The organism is Limosilactobacillus fastidiosus (assembly GCF_014145505.1).
In the GTDB taxonomy this organism is placed as follows: Bacteria; Bacillota; Bacilli; order Lactobacillales; family Lactobacillaceae; genus Limosilactobacillus; species Limosilactobacillus fastidiosus.
The window spans coordinates 1-5,412 of the sequence record NZ_JACIUZ010000037.1 but is presented as its reverse complement, the minus strand read 5'-3'; the positions used below and the strand labels follow the sequence as shown (position 1 = coordinate 5,412).

Here is a 5,412-nt window from a genome sequence, read left to right as displayed (position 1 = left end):
ACTAGCCGTGGTAAATAGCAAAGTTCTGTAAGTTAGGTATTGTGAATACACATGTAATATCCTAAATACTACTTTGTGTTCCCAGAAACCACCGACTTTAGTCGGTGTGTAGTTCATTAGATTTTCAACTAATCAATTTTAAAAATATGTTGTCGGTTTGCCGATATCGTTTTACAGAGCGGGTTACGCCAGCTTAAACCGGTTAACAAATTCCGCAAGATATTGGGTAGTCAAACTATTAGGATGCTGGATAAGCTCTTCTGGATGCCCGTGGGCGACAATTTGACCACCATTCCGACCACCACGCGGTCCTAAGTCAATCATATAATCAGCATTTACCATTAGATTAACGTCATGGGTAATAATGATGATTGTTGCGCCCCGATCGATTAGTCGTTGCATCACTTGAAGAAGGACTTGGACATCTAAGGGGTGAAGACCGACAGATGGTTCATCAAACACAAAAAGGGTTGTCTTTTGTTGTCGGTTAAGGTGTTTGACAAGCTTTAAGCGTTGTGCTTCTCCCCCAGAAAGACTTGGGGTACTTTCACCAAGATGAAGGTACCCTAGGCCAACTTCATCAAGAAGTTTTAATTCACGTTGAATTTTAGGAACATCCCCAAAAACAGGAATTGCATGGCGAACATCTAAATTTAATAGGTCAACAATTGAATAATTATGCCACTTAACTTGTTGAACTTCTTTATTATACCGGTCACCATTACATTCAGGACAAACCTGTTGCATATCGGGCAAATATTGAATATCCAACGTTACTATTCCGGTTCCCCCACAATTAGGGCAAGCCCCCTGCTTATTATTGTAAGAGAAGTAACTCGCGGTCCAGTGCTTTTCCTTAGCCGCCGGTTGAGCAGCAAAAAGACGACGAAGATTATCCATAATACTGGTATAAGTAGCGACTGTGGACCGGGTACTTTTACCAACCGGAACCGCATCGACACTCACCACATTTTTGATCGGCGTTGTTAATTCCGTAACCTGTTTTGGTAAGGGGGCATTATTTTCCCGTGCTTTTAACGCCGGGACAAGACTATCAAGGATTAAACTGGTTTTTCCCGCACCAGAGAAGCCTGTAACTGCGGTGATTCGATTCGTCGGAATTGTTGCGGTTACTCGCTTTAAATTAAAGTAATCAGCAACGGTAAAGCTTGTTTTAGATGGTGCCTTCGTATTTGCAATCTTTCGCACCTTAATTTTTGCACTACCGTTTAGGAATGGCCCAATTAGTGATTTTGGCTTTTTCCGTAGTTCCGTAGGAGTGCCTTGTTCAATAACATTCCCACCTTCAGATCCAGAGCCCGGCCCAATTTCAATCACCCAATCTGCCGCGCCAATAATATCGATATTATGATCGACAACGACTAATGAATTTCCTTGCTCGACAAGCTCATGAAAAACGTGAAGCAGCCCATTAATATTATCAGGATGCAACCCGATCGATGGTTCATCAAGGACGTATAAAACACCGGTAGTTTGTGTACGAAGGGTTCGCGCTAACTGAATTCGTTGCAACTCACCAGTAGACAAGGTATTCCCATTCCGTGAAAGGGATAGATAATCTAAGCCGAGTTCCAGTAAGGGGCGAAGGTTATCATCAAATTGTTTAAAAATTGCGGTGGCCATTTGATGCATATTTGCAGGGAGCGCACTTAATACGATCTGTTTCCACTGTTCAAGATCGCCCAGTGTGAGATCCGTAACTTCTGCAATATTTTTACCACCAGCTAATTGACTTAGTAGTTCAGGGCGAAGTCGGGTACCATGGCAAACGGGGCAAGTAGATGCATGGAAAAATTCATTAATCCGTTGTTGAGCCCGAGTACTCTTACTTGTTTTAGCAGATTCAAGAACCGCTGCATGGGCATTTTCATACAAAGCATTAAAGTCATGAAAGACGCGCCCCGTCCCTGAAATGAAATCCATTTTGTACTTCTTGCTGGGCCCATTTAATACGAAATCCTTTTCTTTTGCCGAAAGTTCCTTATATGGAACGTTAATTCGGACCCCGGCCTGTTCGGCAACTTGTGGCATAAAATTCCGTCCCGGAAGGTGCCAAGATGCGACTGCCCCTTGATCAAGCGTCAGATTTTCATCACCAATTAGCTTATCTTCATCTAATTCTCGGACACGTCCGGTTCCTTGACACCGGCGACAAGCACCGTCAGAATTAAAGGCAAAATCTTCAGCACTAAAAGCATAAAACTTTGTCCCACATTCTGGACAAGTTACTAAGCCCATTTCATCACCAGATTTACTCATTGCCTGCGCAATTTCAAGACTTGGCTTTAACCGGTGACCGTTTGGGCAAACCGGCGATCCAAGACGAGAGAAAATCAAACGGATAACGTTAAAAAGCTCACTCATTGTCCCCACCGTCGCCCGTTCTGAAGGAACCGATGGACGTTGGTGCAGTGCCAGGGCTGAAGGAATGTGTTTAACACTGTCAACCTGCGCTTGAGCACCAAGCTTAATCCGGCGCCGGGTATATGTCGAAAGGGCTTCTAGATAGCGACGTGAGCCTTCTTCGTATAAGATCCCCATTGCAAGTGAGCTTTTTCCGGATCCTGATAAGCCAGAAATTGCCACGAATTGATGCAATGGAATATTAACATTAATGTTTTTTAAATTATGGACGCGCCCTCCCCGTACTTCAATTTCTGCGGGAATGATCGTCACTTCATTTTTATCCAAAAAATACCTTCTTTCTTAACTAAAGGTGGAATGCGAACCAGACTAAACAAAGACCACCAAAATAAGTTAGGCAGCCATAAAATAGCAAGTTTTTCCATTGACGCTCATTATACATCGTAATTAATTCAGTATTTAAAGTCGAAAAAGTAGTATACCCACCTAAAAAGCCTGTTTCCCAAAATAAGGTGGTAAATTGACTACTTGGAAAATTATGGACTAATAATCCTAAGCAAAATGCTCCAGTTAGATTAATAAATAGCGTTGCTAATGGCCAATCAATTCGCGTTTTCTTCCAGAAGTAGGTAAATAGGTACCGTAAAAGCGCTCCACAAGAAGCTCCAAGACCAACTAAGATCATCTATTCCCCTCCATTTCGACCAGTAATCGGGCTAAGAGGTAGCCAATCAAGGCCGCTAAAAAGCCGCCTAACAGACTAACTAGAAAATAACCACTAGCAATTAAAAAGTTAGAGGTTGCTAGGTTGATAACGCTAGTCGTAAAGGATGAAAAGGTAGTGAACGCCCCAATCAATCCTGTCCCTAAGCCCAAGTTCAACCAGCCGGCTAACAGATCCCGTTCAATTGCATAATAAGTCAAAAATGACAATAAGAAGCAGCCGAGAAGATTAGCAATTAGGATCCCCCATTCATTCAAACTAAGGCTGAATAAATAGCGGAAGATCCCGCCAAAGAAGGCAAATCCAGCAACAGCAATCAGATTTTTAATTTTCATTTTAATCCCCCATTACACCAATCGATTTTACGCTTTGGATTGCCGTTTGCCAATTTAAATCCTAACATCGTATAATAATAGCCGAGAAAAGAGGAATTAATTATGAAAATGCGAAGAATTGACCATGTTGTCTTGACCGTTAGTAACCTTGAAGAATCAATGCGTTTCTACCATGAAGTATTTGATATGCCAGTAATTGATCAACAAAGTAACGATAGCGTAATTACCTTGCGGTGTGGCCACCAATTAATCCGTCTACAAAAGGCTGATCGCCCAACTAGTTTGGTTGCCAACCATCCAACTGTTGGCGCCGCTGATCTTTGTCTGGTAGCCGGTGATAAGGTTGACGACATTCTCCACCACTTTAACAGTTACTATGTTGATGTTGTCGAAGGACCGGTAGAAAAACATGGGTCAGAAGGAGCGATGACTTCCATCTATGTTCACGATCCAGATAAGAATTTGATTGAAGTTGCGGTTTACGCTAATAAATAGAAAAAAGACTATACCAGTTAAGGCTCTAGTATTTGAACTGCCCTAAAATTGTTAGACAAATCTAACAATTTTAGGGTGGTTTTTTATATGACGAAGTATTCAACACAATTCAAAATTAAAATTGTTCAAGAATATTTACAAGGTGGAATAAGCCAAGATAAACTATGCAAAAAATATGGTATGGCGGATAAAACAGTCGCACAGCACTGGATTAATTTGGTTAGAGAACACGGCTTTGAGTCTTTAGTGATTAAGCATACCAAGAAACGGTATTCAGTTAAATTTAAGTTACAAGTCCTGAATTATTGCCAAACTCATGACTTAAGCGTAGAAAAAGTAGCTGCTCATTTTGGTTTAAATAAATCACTCGTTAGTTTATGGTATGGTAAATACCAAAAAGAAGGGATTGCCGGCCTTCAACCGAAGGTAAAAGGCCGGACTGTAAAAGCTATGAAAAGACATACGACGAGTAATAAAGAACGGGTAACTAAAGATAAACAATATCAACAGGAAATAGAAAAGTTAAAAGCAAAGGTTGCATATCAAAAAATGGAGATTGATATCTTAAAAAAATTGCATGCCCTAAGACAGCAAGAAGAAAAGAACAAGCAGCAGTAATTCAAGTGCTTAGGGCAGACTATCCATTAAAGGAGTTACTGGCTTATTTTAAGATGCCAAGGTCGACATACTATGAACGGTTAAAGGCAATCCAAGCAACAGATAAATACGGCCATATTAAACAAGTCATCAAACAGCTTTTTCGCCAAAGTCGGGAAACATACGGTTATCGTCGAATCTATTACAAGTTAAAGAAATTAAACTATACAATTAGTCCAGAGACAGTACGTAAACTGATGAAACAGATAGGATTAAAGGTTTGTGTTTATAGCAAAAGAAGCCATTATTCTTCTTATCGAGGTCAGCTCGGGCGTGTAGCACCTAATATTCTTAAGCAAAAGTTCAATGAACGACAGGTTTACCGAGTCCTGCACACCGACATAACGCAGCTAAAATTGGACAATAATCAGTTTGGCTATATTTCAGCAGTTATTGATGAAGCCAGCAATGAAGTCTTAGCAACGCAGGTTTCCGCTAGTCCTAATCGAATTTTGATTGAACAAACACTGCAAGAATTAAGCTCCCGACTACCAGCAGGTAGTCAGCCAATTATACATTCCGATCAAGGTTGGCATTATCAATTACAGTATTATCGAAATGAGTTGGCTAAAGCTAATCTTACTCAAAGTATGTCTCGGAAGGGAAATTGCCTAGATAATGCACCAATAGAAAGCTTTTTTAACCTAATGAAACGCGAATGCTTAAAACGGTTAAAGATTTCATCGATCAACCAATTACGTGAAATCGTCCAAGACTATGTTTCTTGGTTTAATTACGAGCGAATTTCATTGAATAAGAAAGGATTGACTCCGGTCGAATATCGGAATCAATCCATTAATTAAGATTTAATAAAAT

General features: G+C 40.5%; 6 protein-coding genes. 3 read left to right on the top strand and 3 right to left on the bottom strand.

The window, feature by feature from the left end; all coding sequences use genetic code 11:
- Positions 1-183: 183 nt before the first annotated feature.
- The 3 genes from H5R64_RS05480 to H5R64_RS05470 are packed head-to-tail and all read right to left on the bottom strand — an operon-like array spanning position 184 to position 3,444.
- On the bottom strand, positions 184-2,712 hold the full coding sequence (locus tag H5R64_RS05480) for an excinuclease ABC subunit UvrA (protein ID WP_182581193.1): 2,529 nt from the start codon (positions 2,710-2,712) through the stop codon (positions 184-186).
- Between the two features lie 19 nt (positions 2,713-2,731).
- On the bottom strand, positions 2,732-3,070 hold the full coding sequence (locus H5R64_RS05475) for a FluC/FEX family fluoride channel (protein WP_182581192.1): 339 nt from the start codon (positions 3,068-3,070) through the stop codon (positions 2,732-2,734).
- A complete protein-coding gene (locus H5R64_RS05470; RefSeq protein ID WP_182581191.1) occupies positions 3,067-3,444 on the bottom strand; it encodes a fluoride efflux transporter FluC in 378 nt (125 codons plus the stop codon). Before H5R64_RS05470 ends, H5R64_RS05475 begins: the two co-directional genes overlap by 4 nt.
- Before the next feature lie 102 nt (positions 3,445-3,546).
- On the opposite strand from H5R64_RS05470, the gene H5R64_RS05465 reads away from it, so the two are divergent.
- The 3 genes from H5R64_RS05465 to H5R64_RS05455 all read left to right on the top strand — a co-directional run bounded on the left by H5R64_RS05465 (position 3,547) and on the right by H5R64_RS05455 (position 5,399).
- Positions 3,547-3,939: a VOC family protein gene (locus H5R64_RS05465; protein WP_182581190.1), complete on the top strand. Its 393-nt coding sequence runs from the start codon at positions 3,547-3,549 to the stop codon at positions 3,937-3,939.
- Between the two features lie 87 nt (positions 3,940-4,026).
- Positions 4,027-4,557, top strand: a complete 531-nt coding sequence (locus H5R64_RS05460) for a helix-turn-helix domain-containing protein (protein ID WP_182581023.1) — start codon at positions 4,027-4,029, stop codon at positions 4,555-4,557.
- A gap of 5 nt (positions 4,558-4,562) precedes the next feature.
- Complete coding sequence (locus tag H5R64_RS05455) at positions 4,563-5,399, top strand: IS3 family transposase (protein ID WP_231797899.1); 837 nt, start codon at positions 4,563-4,565, stop codon at positions 5,397-5,399.
- The last annotated feature ends 13 nt before the right edge of the window (positions 5,400-5,412 follow it).

Excerpts from the sequence above, each read along its gene's own strand:
- H5R64_RS05475 (WP_182581192.1), bottom strand. The coding sequence starts at position 3,070 with ATGATCTTAGTTGGTCTTGGAGCTTCTTGTGGAGCGCTTTTACGGTAC.
- H5R64_RS05470 (WP_182581191.1), bottom strand. The coding sequence starts at position 3,444 with ATGAAAATTAAAAATCTGATTGCTGTTGCTGGATTTGCCTTCTTTGGC.
- H5R64_RS05465 (WP_182581190.1), top strand. The coding sequence starts at position 3,547 with ATGAAAATGCGAAGAATTGACCATGTTGTCTTGACCGTTAGTAACCTT.
- H5R64_RS05460 (WP_182581023.1), top strand. The coding sequence starts at position 4,027 with ATGACGAAGTATTCAACACAATTCAAAATTAAAATTGTTCAAGAATAT.